The 16,570-nt window shown below is 32.1% G+C and carries 11 protein-coding genes; 8 read left to right on the top strand and 3 right to left on the bottom strand.

The window, feature by feature from the left end; all coding sequences use genetic code 11:
- Window positions 1-12: 12 nt before the first annotated feature.
- From GXK57_RS04060 to GXK57_RS04035, 6 genes are all read left to right on the top strand, one after another.
- Window positions 13-2,811, top strand: coding sequence for an alpha-L-arabinofuranosidase C-terminal domain-containing protein (locus tag GXK57_RS04060; RefSeq protein WP_160671836.1), 2,799 nt, complete (start codon window positions 13-15; stop codon window positions 2,809-2,811).
- A gap of 598 nt (window positions 2,812-3,409) precedes the next feature.
- Entirely contained in the window at window positions 3,410-4,777 is a 1,368-nt protein-coding gene (locus GXK57_RS04055; RefSeq protein ID WP_160671833.1) for a sugar ABC transporter substrate-binding protein, read from the top strand.
- Between the two features lie 118 nt (window positions 4,778-4,895).
- Complete coding sequence (locus GXK57_RS04050; protein ID WP_160671831.1) at window positions 4,896-5,783, top strand: sugar ABC transporter permease; 888 nt, start codon at window positions 4,896-4,898, stop codon at window positions 5,781-5,783.
- 19 nt (window positions 5,784-5,802) lie between these two features.
- On the top strand, window positions 5,803-6,690 hold the full coding sequence (locus GXK57_RS04045) for a carbohydrate ABC transporter permease (protein ID WP_243156363.1): 888 nt from the start codon (window positions 5,803-5,805) through the stop codon (window positions 6,688-6,690).
- 41 nt (window positions 6,691-6,731) lie between these two features.
- On the top strand, window positions 6,732-8,225 hold the full coding sequence (locus tag GXK57_RS04040) for an alpha-N-arabinofuranosidase (RefSeq protein WP_160671828.1): 1,494 nt from the start codon (window positions 6,732-6,734) through the stop codon (window positions 8,223-8,225).
- A gap of 362 nt (window positions 8,226-8,587) precedes the next feature.
- Window positions 8,588-9,949 carry an arabinan endo-1,5-alpha-L-arabinosidase gene (locus tag GXK57_RS04035; protein WP_243156362.1) on the top strand — a complete coding sequence of 454 codons (1,362 nt, stop codon included), beginning with the start codon at window positions 8,588-8,590 and terminating at the stop codon, window positions 9,947-9,949.
- Window positions 9,950-10,083: 134 nt separating this feature from the next.
- Here the strand turns inward: GXK57_RS04035 and GXK57_RS04030 are convergent, their stop codons facing one another.
- The 3 genes from GXK57_RS04030 to araA all read right to left on the bottom strand — a co-directional run bounded on the left by GXK57_RS04030 (window position 10,084) and on the right by araA (window position 14,149).
- On the bottom strand, window positions 10,084-11,001 hold the full coding sequence (locus GXK57_RS04030) for a winged helix-turn-helix transcriptional regulator (protein ID WP_160671825.1): 918 nt from the start codon (window positions 10,999-11,001) through the stop codon (window positions 10,084-10,086).
- A 474-nt stretch (window positions 11,002-11,475) separates the two neighbouring features.
- Complete coding sequence (locus GXK57_RS04025) at window positions 11,476-12,153, bottom strand: DUF624 domain-containing protein (RefSeq protein ID WP_160671822.1); 678 nt, start codon at window positions 12,151-12,153, stop codon at window positions 11,476-11,478.
- Window positions 12,154-12,658: 505 nt separating this feature from the next.
- A complete protein-coding gene (gene araA / locus GXK57_RS04020) occupies window positions 12,659-14,149 on the bottom strand; it encodes an L-arabinose isomerase (RefSeq protein ID WP_160671819.1) in 1,491 nt (496 codons plus the stop codon).
- Window positions 14,150-14,398: 249 nt separating this feature from the next.
- Between araA and GXK57_RS04015 the strand changes: the two genes are divergently transcribed.
- Window positions 14,399-15,484 carry a GntR family transcriptional regulator gene (locus GXK57_RS04015; RefSeq protein ID WP_279285475.1) on the top strand — a complete coding sequence of 362 codons (1,086 nt, stop codon included), beginning with the start codon at window positions 14,399-14,401 and terminating at the stop codon, window positions 15,482-15,484.
- Between the two features lie 369 nt (window positions 15,485-15,853).
- The gene (locus tag GXK57_RS04010; protein ID WP_160671816.1) at window positions 15,854-16,543 is read left to right on the top strand and encodes an L-ribulose-5-phosphate 4-epimerase; all 690 of its coding nucleotides are present in this window, start codon (window positions 15,854-15,856) and stop codon (window positions 16,541-16,543) included.
- The last annotated feature ends 27 nt before the right edge of the window (window positions 16,544-16,570 follow it).

The following is a 16,570-nucleotide window of genomic DNA, read 5'->3' as shown; positions in this document are numbered from 1 at the left end:
TGGGGGGAAGCTATGGGTAGCAATTGTGAAAGTAAGTCTTTTGACTTATATGATGGATTGGTTGCATATTATGATTTTAGTACCATAGAGGTTGAAAATAAAATCATAGATGCCTCAGGAAGAAACAATGACGGTATACTTTGTCTTGAAGGAGAGATTATAGCTGAAGAAGATAACGATAGCTTCCTAAGACTAAAAGGTTCTGGTTATGTTAAGTTGCCAGATGATGTACTGAAAGGCATAGAAGAAATCACTGTAGCATGCTGGGTAAGATTTCATACTTTTAATGGAGCTTTACCGGAATGGCAGAGAGTTTTCGATTTTGGTATAGATGAGAAAAATTATTTCTTTTTGAGTAAAAATAGAAAGACCAGAATACTCATCGATGATTATTCTGAAGAAACTTTAGGTAGTGACCTAGAGCCAGATGAAAAGTGGATTCACGTTGCTGTGACTGTAAAAGGCGACACTATGACTTATTATGAAAATGGCAAAGTTGTTTCTGTTAGATCAGGACTAACAAATAGAATTGGATTTCTAAGTGAAGGCAAGGAAAACTACATAGGTAAATCAAAGTTTTCGGTCGATCCTAACCTAAATGGTGATATAGATGATTTTCTAATATATGAAAAGAGTCTTAGTGATTGGCAAGTAAAGAATTTAATGTTAAAGACTATTACAGATAAGGGATCTGTAGCTTTAGTTAAAAAGTCCTTAGCCATAGATAGCTGTAACGAAATAGTAAGTGATATAGAATTGCCTAGAACTACTTATCTAGATGTAGATATAAGTTGGCGATCAAGTGATCATACCTTAGTGTCTAATGATGGGAAGATTAATAGACCTAAGGAAGAAATTAGAAAGGCTATTCTTACAGCAGAACTTATAAAAGGTGAAGTTAGAGAAACTGTTGATTTTGAAATTACAGTATTGCCTGAAAAAATTACTAACTACAAATTGGAGGTTGCTGTAAAAGAAGAGTTGTTCCCAATTAGTCCTATGCTTATAGGGGCCTTTTATGAAGATATAAATCATAGTGCTGATGGTGGATTATATGCCGAACTAATCGAAAATAATTCTTTTGAATATAAGGATCAGCTACATGGATGGAAAGTAAGAAGTTTATGTGGAGAATCCAAGGTAAAGGTATGCGTAGATAATAGTGTGCCTCTAAACGAAAAAAATAGAAACTACTTAAGGATTGAATTTATAGAAAACGGACAAAAAATAGAGATATTGAACAATGGATATAGAGGTATAACGTTAAAAGAAAATTCATTATATGATTTATCTTTATGGTCATATTCTTCAGATTTTATTGGAGAAGTTTCAGTTTATTTAGAAGATGAAAATGAGAATAAAATAACTGAGGTTGTAGCAGTAAAGTTAGATGGTAAAGAGTGGGGGAAATATCAGTATGAAGTAGCGGCTAAAGCTTCAACTAAAAAAGGAAAGTTAATTATCTCTGCCAAAGGAAAAGGAGTATTGAATCTTGATATGATTTCACTGCTTCCTCAAGAAACTTGGATGGGTAGAAAAAATGGTCTGAGAAAAGATTTGGTGAAGATCTTGGCTGACTATAAGCCTAAGTTTTTAAGATTTCCTGGCGGATGTATAGTTGAAGGAAATAGCTATGACAATATGTATAACTGGAAGGATACTATTGGAAAAATTGAAGAGAGAAAAACTAATACAAATCTATGGGGATATCACCAGTCTTACGGATTAGGCTTTTATGAATATTTTCAGTTAGCTGAAGATATTGGAGCTGTTCCGGTTCCGGTGGTTAATGTAGGAATGGTTTGTCAGATTAGAACTAACCTTACAATCCCAGTGGATGATTTAGAAAGCTATATTCAAGATGCCTTAGATCTTATAGAGTACGCCAATGGACCAGAGTTTAGTATATGGGGTAGAAAAAGAGTAGAAGCTGGACACCCAGAACCGTTCAATCTAAGATATCTGGCAATAGGTAATGAACAATGGGGACCTGAATATTTTGAAAGATATACTAGATTTAAAAATGTTTTGAAAGCAACCCATCCAGAGATACAGCTTATAACTTCATCTGGTCCTTTTGCTTCAGGTGAGTACTATGATGAGGCTTGGGAATGGATAAAAGAAAGTTGTACGGATGACATAGTGGATGAGCACTATTATATGTCGCCAGAATGGTTTATAGCTAATAGAAATAGATATGATAGTTTTGATAGAAATGGAGCAAAGATATTTGTAGGAGAATATGCTGCTAGAAGCAATACGTTAAAGTCTGCTCTCTCTGAAGCTGTTTTTCTAACTGGACTAGAAAGAAATTCAGATGTGGTAGCTATGGCTTCCTATGCACCACTTTTTGCAAAAACTGATGATTTTCAGTGGGCTCCTGATATGATTTGGTTTGATGGAGACAAGGTATATGGAACACCTAATTATTATGTGCAGAAATTATTTAGTACTAATTTAGGCAGCTTGTATATAAAATCCTTACTGAAAAAGTTTAATGATAAAGATTTAGAAGGACGATTTGGAGAAGTATTTTCTTCTACGTCAAAAGATGAAGAAGGAAATCTAATAATCAAATTGGTTAATACATCTGGTAGTTCAAAGTTTGTTAATATTGAATTGAAGGACATTGAAGTGTTAAATACCATAGGATCTATACAAACTGTGAAAGGAACATCATTAGATGATGTTAATAGTTTAGATAATCCTGAAAATATAGCTATATTAGAAGAGAGTTTTGGTATTAATAGTACAAGGTTTTCTTTAGAACTTAGCAAATACTCAATAAACTCTTTGAAATTTAAAATATAAAATCAACTTGTTTTTAGTATAATTTAAAATAATGCCTATTCATGAGGTGCTATAATTAGTATCTTATGAATAGATATTTATAAATTTAACATAAATCCGGCTAAGAATTAGGAAATAAGATGTTGTCATATTTTGTTGTTAAATTTAGATTGAGTTAAAACAATAACAGGCTTAAAGGTACAAATACAGTACATTTTGAGGTATTGATAAAACTATTTTAACAAACACTAAAATATTTTAATAAATTTTAAATAAAAGCATTGACTTAATTCTTAAATCAGTTATAATATAATTAAGGAAGACGAAAGAAAACGATATAGTATAGTAAATATTTTTTTTAAAACAAATGAAAATGTTTACTAGTAAAGTATACACTATATTTGATGAAAATAAAAGCTTAAAACTTCCTGAATATCTGATACATAAGGATTTATGTTGAAGATCCTAACTAACAATTAGCTTAATATTATTTCATATAATATTAAAACAAATGAAGAATGAGTTGAGATAAGCTTTAAACTCATGAAAGTATAGGCCTAAACAAAAACTTTTACTAATCATTAAAGTCTACATTTAAAACTATCAAGGGGGAGAATGTATGTTAAAAAGATCAAAAAAAATAATGTCAATCGTTATTACAGCAGTAATGGCAGCATCAGTATTTGTAGGTTGCGGAAACAAAAAAGAGGAATCTAAGGATGGTAAGATCGAACTAACTTGGATGTGTTATGGACAACCACAAGAAACTAAGGTTTTTGACCAAGTAATTAAGAAATTCGAAGCTAAGTATCCAAATGTAAAGGTTAAGATTGTATCAACAACAGCTGACCAATACGGACAAAAGATACAAGCATCTATGGCTTCAAAGAAATTACCTGATGTATTATACATGAATCCAGGAGATGTTAAAGCTTGGGTTAACTCAGGAAATATATTAAATATGACACCTTATCTTAAGAAAGCTGAAGAAGCTAAAATATTAGACTTATCTGATGTTTGGCCTAAAGCTCTTGCAAAATACAAATATGATGGTGAAAAGATTGGACAAGGTGATCAATACGCATTACCTAAAGATATCGGACCTTTCGGTTTCGGTTATAATAAGGATATGTTCATAAAGGCTGGTATTCCACTTCCAGATAAGAACAAGCCATATACATGGGATGAATGGATTGACGTTTGTAAGAAGCTTACTAAAGATACAAACGGTGATGGAAAAATGGATCAATGGGGAACTGGTTTAAATGTTAACTGGACACTTCAAAGCTTTGTATGGAGTAATGGAGGAGACTTCTTAGATGAATCAAAGACAAAAGTAACTGTTGATAATCCAAAGGTTGCAGAAGCATTACAATTCTTTGCAGATCAAACTTTAAAATATAAAATAACTCCTTCAGCTCAAGAAGGACAAACACTTGATACTTACCAAAGATGGATAAAAGGACAATTAGCATTCTTCGCTGTAGCTCCATGGGATATAGCAGCATTTAAGGATCTACCTTTCAAATATGACATAATACCATATCCAGCAAGTCCAGCTACTGGTAAGTCAGCAACTTGGATGGGATCAGTTGGTTTTGCAGTTGGTGCTAATACAAAACACCCACAAGAAGCTGTTAACTTAGCAACATTCTTATCAACAGATAAAGACGCTAACAAGATGGTTTCAGATATGCAAATTCAAGTACCTAACTTAATGTCAATGGCTAAGAATGAATACTTAAATAATACTAGTATTCAACCAGAAAACAAGCAACAATTCTTAGATATAATAGAAAACACTGGTAGATCAATGCCAGCTGAATACACTTACAATGCAGAGTGGATCAACAAGTTCTTCGAAGGAATTCAACCAGTTCTTGATGGAAAGAAGACTGCTGCTGATTACTGTAAGGAAGTTCAACCTAAGATGCAAGAGCTTTTAGATAAGGCTATTGAAAGAGAAAAGAAAGAAAAGAAAAAATAATAAGATTAACCATTAATGCTATTGCAGAAGAGAGAAGCTTTCTTCTGCAATAGGTATTAAATAAATAAAACATACTATAAATAAAAGCAGTAATTAATATAATATAGGTGGTGAAATCATGGCTAAAAAATCAGACTATTATGCTAAAGAGCGTAAAGCAGGTCTATTATTTGTTCTTGCACCAGTTCTTGGTTTTTTCATTTTTGCATTTGGTCCATTGATGTTTTCGCTTTATGCAGGCTTCACTGATTGGAGCTCAATAGGTGACATACATTTTGTAGGTCTTCAAAACTTTAAAGACATGTTCCATGATATAAACTTTTGGAGATCCCTTTACAACACAATATTTATGATGATTGGTATTCCTATCGGACTTATTTTAGCATTAGCATTAGCACTAATGATGAATAGAAAAATATTCGGAATAAAAGCTTTTAGAGTTATTTATTATGTACCAGTTATATCTTCTGTAGCAGCTGTATCAATACTATGGAGATGGGTATATAACGGAGACTACGGTCTATTAAATCAATTATTAGAAGGTTGGTTCCATATAAAAGGACCAAACTGGTTATTCAATGAAGCTACTGTTAAGCCAGCTATTATGGGTATGGCTATATGGAAGGGTCTTGGAGGATCCATGCTTTTATACCTAGCTGGTATACAAAGTATTTCAAAAGACTATTACGAAGCAGCTCAGTTAGATGGAGCAACTTCTTTTAACATATTTAGATATATCACAATTCCACTTTTAAAGCCAGTTACATTCTATATGGTTATAACAGGAATTATAGGTGGTTCACAAATGTTCGTTGAACCAAACATAATGACTGATAATGGTGGTCCTAACTATAGTGCAGCTACAATAGTTTACTATTTATGGGACAAGGCCTTTAAAAATTACCAAATGGGATATGCCTGTGCAGTTGCATGGCTTCTAGCAATATTCATATTTATAATTACACTAATTCAATTCAGAAACAACGATACATTCTTTGAAAGCTAACAAGAAAGAGGTGATATAAGTGCTAAATACTGAAACAATAAAAAAGAAACCAAAATTTCAAATGTCAGGAATGAAAAGAAGAAATCAGATAGCTAATATAATTATATTTCTTATATTGTTAGCAGGATCATTAGTGATGATAGTACCATTACTTTGGATGGTTTCTACTTCTGTAAAAGAGAAACTTCAAGTATTCCAATTGCCACCTGTATGGATACCTAAGCCTTTCGTTTGGGGAAAGTACTCTGAAATATGGGAAAAAGGTCCATTACTAAGCGGTTTTATAAACAGTTTAAAGGTTGGAGTAACTGTTACTGTAGTAGGTACTTTTACATCAAGCTTAGCTGCCTTCAGCTTTGCGAAGCTTACATTCCCACATAAGAATAAAATATTCTTAGCTTTACTTGGTACTATGATGATACCATTCCCAGTTGTAATGATTCCTCAATTCGTTTTCTTCTCAAAGATAGGATGGGTAGACTCATTATTACCACTTATAGTTCCAGGATTATTCGGAAATGTAACGATGATATTCTTCTTAAGACAGTATATTCAAGGTATTCCGAATGACATTATTGATGCAGCAAAAATAGATGGATGTTCCTTCTTTAAAATATACTACAAGATTATATTCCCTCTAACAGGTCCAGCGTTATCTGCTCAGATAATACTATGGTTCATGGGAATATGGAATGACTTCTTAGCACCAGCAATATATATAAGTACACCAGAAAAAATGACTATTCAAACAGTTATAGCATCATTTAATGCTACTTATGCAATACAAACAGATTATCCGTTGATAATGGCTGCTTCTGTAGTTGCAATGCTTCCAATAATAATAGTATTCATTATATTCCAAAAGTGGATTATAGAATCTGTTGCTATCAGTGGAGTTAAGGGCTAAAGGTAATCTAAAAAATAGTCAAGCTAAAGGGAGAAATAGTTATGAAGCAAGTAAAATACTTTGTAGATAGAAACTATAAGATTTCTGAAGTAGATCCACGTATGTTTGCATCTTTTATTGAGCACCTTGGTAGAGCAGTTTATACAGGAATATATGAGCCAGATCATCCGCTAGCGGATGATCAAGGCTTTAGACAAGACGTCATGGAGCTAATTAAGGAACTTAAGGTTCCTATGGTTAGATATCCAGGCGGTAACTTCGTATCTGGATATAATTGGAGAGATGGAATAGGGCCTAAAGAGGACAGACCAAGAAGACTAGATTATGCTTGGAGAACCACTGAGACAAATGAAGTCGGTATAGATGAGTTTGTGGATTGGGCGAAGAAAGCTGATATAGAGCCAATGGTTGCTGTAAACTTAGGAACTGGCACTCCTCAAGATGCTGGATATTTTGTAGAGTACTGTAATCATCCAGGTGGTACTGACTTAAGTGAACTTAGAAAAAGAAATGGACATGAAGAACCTCATAATTTTAAACTTTGGTGTTTAGGAAATGAGATGGATGGTCCTTGGCAAATAGGACATCTAGATGCTGATGACTATGGTAAAAAAGCTTTAGAAGCTGCAAAGATAATGAGATGGGTTGATCCTACAATTGAGTTAGTTGCCTGTGGCAGTTCTAGTGCCGAGATGCCAACTTTCCCTGAGTGGGACAGAACCGTACTTGAATATCTTTATGATCAAGTAGATTATATCTCTTGTCATAGATATTATGAAAACTTTGGTAATACAGAAGATTTCTTAGGATCTTTTGCTGATATGGAGAAATTCATAAAGACAATAGTAAGTACTGCAGATTATGTGAAAGCTAAAAAAAGAAGTAACAAGACAATGTATTTATCTTTTGATGAGTGGAATGTTTGGTATCAAAAGCAGATTAAATTGACAGATTGGGAGATTGCTCCACCAATATTAGAGGACATATATTCTTTATTGGATGCTCTTGTATTTGGAGGCCTTATGTGTTCATTACTAAAACATGCAGACAGAGTTAAGATAGCATGTCTTGCACAATTAGTTAATGTAATAGCGCCTATATTTACAAAGAAAGGTGGACCAGTTATAAAACAAAGTACCTTCTATCCTTTCCAACAGGTTTCTACTTATGGAAGAGGCGAAGTACTAAATGTTTTAATAGAGGCACCAACTTTTAAAACTAATCTTCATGGTGAGGTTCCAATAGTGCAATCTACCGCTACTTATAACAAAGAAGATAATACAGTTACAATATTTGCGCTTAATTGTGATCAAACTGATGATGTAGAGTTGTCAGCTGAACTTAGATCTTTTGGAGCATTGAAAGTAATTGAACATGTGGTTTTAGATGGACCAGACCTAAATGCTAAAAACACTTTTGACAATCCAGATAATGTTAAGCCAAGAAATGTAACTGTGCCTGAAATAAAAGATAGTTCATTAAATATTGTTTTACCTAAATTATCATGGAATATGATAAGACTTAGCTGTGAATAAAAAGTTTTTAGCGATGATTTTTTCATAATATTAATCTCTTAGTTAGGATTTAGTGCACAATTAAAATTGATGTGCTAAATCCTATTTTATTATTATGAAATTACGTTTCGATAAAGCTATACATAACTATGTGTAGATGGCTTAAATGCATATATTGAAGCAATAATAAAAAAAAGAAATTATGTCGTATGCAAGATTTTTGCAGCGAATCCTTATTGATTTATATTCTTGGATGTTTATAGAATTAGCATATGGAAAGTCTTTAGAAGGATTGGAATTTTATTATAAATTCAGATTAAGGGGGTTTTACTATTAAAAAGTATATAGCAGTTGTAATAGCGTTAGTTTGTTCAGTAAGTATTGTGGGATGTTCTGCTAATTCTAAGAAAGAAAAGGCACTTAAAGAAATTACTTTTCCAAGCGGCATAGCTAAAGAAAAAGTAAGAGATACGGATACAATAAATGATAAAAGTAAGTGGGGGCCAGTGGGAACCCATGATCCTTCAGTATTTAAAGATGGGGATACATATTATGTGTTTTCTACTGATGCAAGAGTTGGCGGGATTGCAACTCCTGGAATACAAGTGAGAAAGTCTAAAGATATGATAAATTGGGAGTTTGTAGGTCAAGCTTTAGATGGAGTGCCAACAGAAGCTTACGAATGGACAGGTGCTAATGGTTTATGGGCTCCTGATGTAACTAAAATCGGAGATTACTATTACTTGTATTATGCTGCATCAAGTTTTGGTAAAAACAAATCTTATATAGGTTTAGAAAGAAGTAAATCTATAGCTGGGCCATGGGAAGATATGGGGGCTGTGGTGAAAACGGATGAAGGCGATGAAATGAACGCTATTGATCCTAATATAGTATATGATCAAGATGGTACTCCTTGGATGAGTTATGGATCTTTCTGGAATGGAATATATGTAGTTAAACTTGATAAAGCTACAGGAAAACCGGTTAAACCAGGAGATAAGGGTAAAAATATTGCTTCTAGAAGCAAATCTGTAAGTGGTGGAGTTGAAGGACCATATATTATTTATAATGATAAAGAGAAGAAGTATTACCTATTTGAGTCTTATGATTCCTTGTCTAAGGATTACAATATAAGAGTTGGAAGATCTGAAAAAATTGATGGTCCATATGTAGATATAAATGGTAATGATATGACTAATACAGAAGTGCTTCCGACTGAAGTGGGAAATAAAATAATGGGCGGATATAAATTTGGTGATGGTCAAGGATGGCTTGCACCTGGACACAATTCAGTACTTAAGGAAGGTGAAAATTATTATATCTATCACCATATAAGAGTTGAAGAAGACATAAATTGGTTCAGCTTAAATGTAAGAAAAATAGAGTGGTCAAAAGATGGATGGCCTATGGTTTCTCCGGAAAAATATGCGGGTGAGAAAGAACAGAAGATTTCCAAAGATGCGGTACCAGGTGATTGGGATGTGATTGTTTTAGACAAAGAAAATAATGGCATAATACCATCTCAAAAATATACTTTCAAGTCCAACGGAAAAACGGATAAGAAAGATAGTGCTTGGTCTATAGAGGGGGATAATGATCTTATTTTAACAATCTCATCTGATGCAGATGGCAAATTTGAGTGTAAGATACTACCTGCTTGGGATTGGGAAAATAATAAAGCTACATTAGTGTTTACTGGTATTAATAAAAAGGGATTAGCTATTTGGGGAAAAATGTCCAAATAAGAAACATTAAATGCTAATAGAGGGATAATATACCTTTGTGTGAACAATTATTGAGTTTCGAAGAACCTTAAATATAGTCAAAACATATATAAAAAAATCACTAAAGAAATTTTCTTTAGTGATTTTTCATTCTATTAGCGATTTGGAATATCATATACTACTCTTACATTTAGCCCCTGATTGTAGTTACCGAAGTTTTTACCGAATATAGTCAAGCCTCCTACGTGTTTCGTCTCTTCAGGAACAGCTAGTTTTAGAATTAGATCGCTCTTATAGTTTAAATCTATATCATTTATGTTTACATCAGAAATCTTTAATCCATCTATAAAAGTACCAAACTTATTTATTATAAGAAGTTTCAATAGTCCGTATTGATTCCAATTTGGGAACCACCAAGAAGGAGTTAATATGCCTTTACTATCAGCGTAGTCTCCTGGACTAGTCCAGCTGCCTATATTAATATTGTTTAGAATAAAATGTATATCTGAAGGCCATATGTTACAGTTGCCCGGAGCCTCTGAACTTATTTCCATAGATATTTGAATTTCAGAAAATTCTTGACCAGGTTTTAAATAGTTTGGTATGCGGTATTCAATAAAACCTTTTGTAAACCATAAGATATCTGCATTTATTCTCTCAGGATCAGCAAAATAACTAGGGTTATCAACTTCACCAATTAATCTTTCTTTTGTGGCTATTCCACAAGTAGGTGAAATTTCATAAGAAGAGTAGTGACCTATGCCTATCTCTAATTCATAGGAATTTTCTACGTCTTGCGTACCTATATCGATTACAAATTTATCCTCATGAAGATAGCAAATTTTTTGAATTCCGTGCTTTGCAGTCAAAGTATTTGTTTTTATTAAACCACATTCTTCTAATTTTTTGATGTGCATTGTTACAGCACCATTAGTAAGAGCAAGCTTTTCAGCCAATTCATTCATATTAAGTTGTTTATGTTCAGCTAAAAGTTCTATTATCTGTACTCTTATATCAGAACTTAAAGCTTTAAATAAAGGTAAGCTTTCTTTTAAGTCTGTTATGTGTATCATGATATTCTCCTCAAAAAGTATTAATATTATTTGGGCTTTACTCTTAATTTGTGGATGTTTGAAAATACCATGGATAAAGGATTTTCGTGCATTTAAAAATAAAGTTGAATTAAACCCATTACTCTTACATTATTATACTATTTTAATGAAAATAATGAAATAATATTTTAAATTTTTCTAAAATAAAATCAAAATTTGTGTATTACTACAAGTTTTAGCAGTACATATAGTATAGATTTAATCATTTACATGTACATAATAATTGTTAATTTACATATTGAAACATCTTTAAAGAGAAAAAATAAATAGAAGTGAGTTATTTGAGTGGAATTTATAACTTTTTAGTATAAATATAAGATATGCCAAAGTATAGATTTTAGTTCGTAGTTACTAACAGCTCTAAGATTATATGAAAAATAAGCTGTATACAAGTTAAAGATTTATACTTGTATACAGCCTGTTTTTTAAAAAGTGTTATTGCTTTATAAATTTGTTCTCAACAAAATCAAAAATCTTTCTCATATTAAATAATATTCCGTAGCAGGCTAGACTTCCTAAAAATAAACCTACAATACCTTTAGCATTTAAGAATAAATAAGTAGAAACTGCCAATATTGCTAAATTAATTACTGAAGGTATCAAATTCTTTAGTGAAAGATAAATTGATAGCTTTAGTATATCTTTTATCTTCATACTGAATCTTGAAAGTAAAGGAAATGAATAAGAAAACATTAAAACAATGAATAAAACAATTAATACAGTAGGGATTAGTAAAAATAAAAAGCTTCTATTTAAAAAGCATAGTTTTATATCTAAAAGTAATATAAACATTGAAACTAGAAATATTAACCACAATTTCATTGAAGAAAGGAAATTTTCTTTGTAAGCTCTAAAATAATCTCTAGTAGTATCAACATATTTTTCTCTAATTATTTTTCCCATTGTATAGCAAAGTGCTGTAATAGATGGACCGGTAGGTATTAAGGCGATAAAGAATATTATAATATACTCGAATTTTAGTTCCATTGTAAATATAGATACAATAAATAAGATGTTGCAAAGGAAAAAGTAAATGTTTAATAGAAAGAACCAATGAACATAATTTAAAACTTTGCTTAAATTACTGTCACCAAAATCATTTGTGTTAGCCATAATATCATCACTCCATTTTTTATGTTTTATATTGTAAAGTAAATATAATGCTTTGTTTAATTATAAACTAAATTTAATATTGAAAACTACCATAAATAACAGCATTTCTTCTCGTATATTTATTTTCAAAATCTCTTGGTATTAAAACCAAGAGTTCTGAAAATATGTTAATGATATACATAAAAAGATCAGCATTATTAAAAATGTATTCATAACAGTAGATCAGGATACAAAATTTAAAGGGCAGAGTAGTGCCAATCTTTTTAAGAGGTTTTCAACACTAAAGTTAATTTACAACTCTATAGCATAATAAAATATTAAATAAGAATAAAACTCTGAAATATATGTACTATTTAGTATTATTTTTATTGTATCAAGAGTTTATAAATAGAGATTATGTTGATACAAATCAATTTTATAATAGTGACTGCATCTATTATAAATGATGCAGTCACATTATATATTAACAAATTATTAATGTGAGTAATAAAGGAGTTAATTTATATTATCTTAATTTCCAAGCTATGTCATTCCAAAGAATTTGATTCTTGAAATCACGAATCTTAGTATCTGCATCAATGATTAAAGTTTCCATTCCAACCATTTCAGCATAATCTAATAATTGTTCAGTTGTTACTTCAAGTGAGAAGCTTGTATGGTGAGCGCCACCAGCAAGTATCCATGCTTCAGCAGATTCCTTTAAAGAAGGAAGTGGTTTCCAAAGTACTCTAGCTACTGGAAGCTTAGGTAATGGTTTAGTTATTTCTACAGCTTCAACTTCGTTGATTAATAATCTGAAACGGTTACCCATATCAAGTACAGTAGCGCATAGACCTGAACCAGCAGCTCCGTTAAATACTACTCTAGCTGGATCTTCTCTGTCACCGATTCCTAGTGGATGAACTTCTACTCTTGGTTTAGTAGCTGCAATTGTTGGATCAACTTCTAACATATGAGCTCCTAGAATTAATTCATTGCCTTGTTCTAAGTGGTAAGTGTAATCTTCCATGAAAGCAGTGCCTTTGTTTTCAGCCATTATCTTCATGATACGAACTAGAGCAGCAGTTTTCCAGTCACCTTCACCACCGAAACCATAGCCTTTAGCCATTAAGTGTTGAACTGCAAGACCAGGAAGTTGTTTCATTCCATGTAGTTCTTGGAAGTTATCAGTGAAAGCAGTGAAACCACCTTCTACTAAGAATGCTTCAAGAGCTATTTCAATCTTAGCTTGTTCTCTAACTGCATCTCTCTTTGGACCAGGAGCAAGTAAATCTTCAGCAAAGTCATATTCTGCTTCATATTCTGCCATTAAAGCATCTATTTGAGCTTCTGTAACTTTTTCCATTTCTTCAACTAGGTCGCCTATTCCATAAGCATGAACTTCCCAGCCAAATTTGATTTGAGCTTCAACCTTGTCACCTTCAGTAACAGCAACATTTCTCATGTTGTCCCCAAAACGAGCAACCTTTAAAGATCTTCCTTCTATGAAAGCAACAGCTACTCTTGACCAGCTAACAATCTTAGCTACAACATCTTCATCTTGCCAATGTCCAACAACGATTTTTCTCTTTATTTGCATTCTTGCACCAATGAAACCATATTCTCTATCTCCATGAGCAGATTGGTTAGTGTTCATGAAGTCCATGTCCATAGTATCCCATGGAATTTCACGGTTGTATTGAGTATGAAGGTGAAGAAGTGGTTTATTTAATTGTTGTAAACCAGCTATCCACATTTTTGCTGGTGAAAAAGTATGCATCCAAGTTATTATACCAGCACAATTTTCAGTTGCATTTGCTTCTAAGCATAGCTTAGCTATTGAATCTGAACCAGTTAATATTGTTTTGAAAATTATTTTATGTTGTGAACCTAATTTTTCATTTAAGCTTTCAGCTATTTCTCTTGAATGAGCTTCAACTTCCTTAAGAGTTTCCTCCCCGTATAAATGTTGACTACCTGTTACAAACCAAAATTCATAAGGTTTTGTGTTAAGCATATTAAATCCTCCCTTTTAGTTAAGTTATATTTTAAGTATAAACGTACAAGTTTATAATGTAAAGTATAATTTGTACGTACCAATGAGTATATTGTAAACCTTTTTATTCTATATTTCAATACATTTCTAAAAAAATAAATCTACCTTTTTTTAGAGTTTTAAGCTTATTAGGCATTGACATAAGTAAATAATGTTATAAAATAGACTTATAGGACATACGTACAAATAATTCGAGGAGATAATGACTATATGCGTGAAGAAACAAAAGTACCAAAGTACATGCAGATAGCGTCCTTTTTTAAGAAAGAAATGGAAGAAGGAAGAATTGCCTACGGTGATCAGCTACTTACTGAAAATGAAATCGTTGATAAGTTTTCTGTTAGTAGACATACGGTAAGGCAGGCTTTTATGGAATTAGAAAACAATGGCTACATAAAAAGGGAACAAGGTAAAGGAACATTCTGTAGCTACAGTGAGAAAAATAAGTCAAATGAACAGAAGACAATAGCTGTTTTAACTACTTATATATCAAACTATATCTTTCCTTCAATAATATCTGGAATAGAAGAGGTTCTAAGTTCTGCTGGTTACAACTTGCTTCTCTACAATACTAATAATGAGAAGCAAAAAGAAAAAGAGTGTTTGGAAAAAATAATTGAAAATGGAGTTTCTGGGCTTATTGTTGAACCAACGATGAGTGCTGTAGATAACATCAATATAGATTATTATAGAGAATTGGAAAAGAAAAATATTCCTTATATAATGATCAATAGTAAATATAAAGAGCTTAACGGTCCCTTTATAGGTATGGATGATGAAGAAGGAGCATATATATTAACAAGGTATTTGCTTCAAATCGGACATAAGAACATCGCTGGTATATTTAAAAGTGATGACCTTCAAGGGTTTAATAGAGAGCAAGGGTATGTAAAAGCTTTAAAAGAAAATAACATATCCATTACAAATCATAATATAGGTAAATATAATACCAAGGAAAAAGAATATTTTCCGCAAGAGTTTACAAATGGACTACTTAGAAGAAAAGATAGGCCGACAGCAATACTCTGCTATAATGATCAAATTGCAGTTCAAGCACTTCAAGCAATTAGAGAAGAGGGACTTAGAGTTCCAGAAGATATAGCTTTAGTTGGCTATGATGATTCTTATATAGCAACAGCTACAGAAGTTAAGCTCACAACAATTAGACATCCAAAAGAAGACTTAGGCAGAAAAGCTGCAAGAATGTTGATGGATACAATTGAAGGAAAAGCTAACCATGGGTCCTATATGTATAAGCCTGAGCTTATAGTAAGAGCATCAACTACAGGTTTTTAGAAGTAATAAAATAGAGTTAGCTAGCCTAATTAGGCTAAGCTAATGATATTTTGCATATATTTTTTAAAATCATTTGTACGTACAATGAATGATATTTGTATGAATAATGTGAAGGTCATACTTTTCAGAAAGTATAGAAAAAAGATTATTGAATATTATCAGAACAGCATTGAAAGTTAATTGAAACTTAGCTTTTGAAGAGAAAATATTAATCTAAATTGCTAATAATAAGATTTGGATAAACTAATGCTTAACATGTTAATATAAATAGCTGTAATGGTTTAATACACTATTGATACCTAGCTATAACCATGACCTCTATTTATAAATTATAGATAATCTAATTTAATTTATCTTAAGGAGGTAAAGATGTTAGAACAATTAAAAAAACAAGTACTAGAGGCCAATCTACTTCTTCCTAAGTATAATCTTGTAAAATTTACATGGGGAAATGTAAGTGGAATTGACAGAGAGAAAAACTTAGTAGTAATAAAGCCAAGTGGAGTTCCATATGAAGAACTGACCATTGAAAAATTAGTGGTTGTTGATTTTGATGGAAATATAGTAGAAGGGGATTATAGACCTTCTTCAGATACAGCTACACATATAGAGCTTTATAAAAAATATAAAGATATGGGTGGTATAGTTCATACACATTCTACTTGGGCAACTATATGGGCACAAGCATGTATGGAAATGCCAGCTCTTGGAACAACTCATGCAGATCATTTCTATGGTAATATTCCTTGCACAAGAAAACTTACGCAAGAAGAAATAGAAGGTGATTATGAGAAGAATACAGGTAAGGTAATAATAGAAACTTTAGGGGATGGCGAAGTAATGGCTGTGCCTGGAATACTTGTAAGCTGCCATGCACCATTTACTTGGGGAAAAAATCCTAAGGATGCAGTTGTAAATTCTGTAGTTCTTGAAGAAACTTGTAACATGGCTTATCATACTGTTACTTTAAATAAAGGAATAGAAAGCTTGGATCAATATTTGTTAGACAAGCATTATTATAGAAAACATGGTAAGAATGCTTACTATGGTCAAAAATAACGTTTTCTTAGCCAAATTTGTAAATTT

It is taken from the genome of Clostridium sp. C8-1-8 (genome assembly GCF_009928445.1).
Classification (GTDB): Bacteria; Bacillota; Clostridia; order Clostridiales; family Clostridiaceae; genus Clostridium_AR.
The sequence above is the reverse complement of the archived record's forward strand: the minus strand, read 5'-3'. Positions and strand labels throughout refer to the sequence as shown.

Bases quoted from the DNA above. Each gene is read 5' to 3' on its own strand.
- GXK57_RS04060 (WP_160671836.1), top strand. From the start codon at position 13: ATGGGTAGCAATTGTGAAAGTAAGTCTTTTGACTTATATGATGGATTG.
- GXK57_RS04055 (WP_160671833.1), top strand. From the start codon at position 3,410: ATGTTAAAAAGATCAAAAAAAATAATGTCAATCGTTATTACAGCAGTA.
- GXK57_RS04050 (WP_160671831.1), top strand. From the start codon at position 4,896: ATGGCTAAAAAATCAGACTATTATGCTAAAGAGCGTAAAGCAGGTCTA.
- GXK57_RS04040 (WP_160671828.1), top strand. From the start codon at position 6,732: ATGAAGCAAGTAAAATACTTTGTAGATAGAAACTATAAGATTTCTGAA.
- GXK57_RS04030 (WP_160671825.1), bottom strand. From the start codon at position 11,001: ATGATACACATAACAGACTTAAAAGAAAGCTTACCTTTATTTAAAGCT.
- GXK57_RS04025 (WP_160671822.1), bottom strand. From the start codon at position 12,153: ATGGCTAACACAAATGATTTTGGTGACAGTAATTTAAGCAAAGTTTTA.
- araA (WP_160671819.1), bottom strand. From the start codon at position 14,149: ATGCTTAACACAAAACCTTATGAATTTTGGTTTGTAACAGGTAGTCAA.
- GXK57_RS04015 (WP_279285475.1), top strand. From the start codon at position 14,399: ATGCGTGAAGAAACAAAAGTACCAAAGTACATGCAGATAGCGTCCTTT.
- GXK57_RS04010 (WP_160671816.1), top strand. From the start codon at position 15,854: ATGTTAGAACAATTAAAAAAACAAGTACTAGAGGCCAATCTACTTCTT.